General features: G+C 46.2%; 1 protein-coding gene. It reads right to left on the bottom strand.

Going from position 1 to position 435, the window contains the following annotated elements:
• Positions 1-244: 244 nt before the first annotated feature.
• Positions 245-435: AIM24 family protein (locus tag RG959_RS23855; protein WP_342799278.1), on the bottom strand; the 191-nt coding region annotated here is incomplete at its 5' end.

Genomic DNA, 435 nt, shown 5'->3' on the forward strand with positions numbered 1-435 from the left:
CCTCACTTTAGGAGACTTACATCGTTAGTATGTGCAAGGAGGAGAATCATCTGCATGGGAATTTTTATCATGTAATAGCTGGCAATATGTATTACAGTTGAATCATAGCAGACGAAGATAAACAGGAGGTGTGAGGCAGGTGAGGCCGAATTTATCAGGAGAGTTGCTCGATACTTTCAAGGTCAAACACGTGGTTCATGCAATCAGTGGGATTAAACCAAACCCCACTGATTGCAGTTTCCCTTTATCTGTTTCTGTCACCGCCGAGGATGTCAAATAAGCCTCCGGCAATGCTTCCTTCACCTTTTGAGCCGCCTCTTTCTGGCGCTGCGGCAAATATCCGACTAGCCAATCTGCTGAATGGAAGGGATTGAACCCACACTGTACCAGGGCCTCTTAATGTAGCAAAGAAAAGGCCTTCTCCTCCGAATAGGG

Source organism: Domibacillus sp. 8LH, assembly GCF_038806185.1.
Lineage (GTDB): Bacteria > Bacillota > Bacilli > Bacillales > Domibacillaceae > Domibacillus > Domibacillus indicus_A.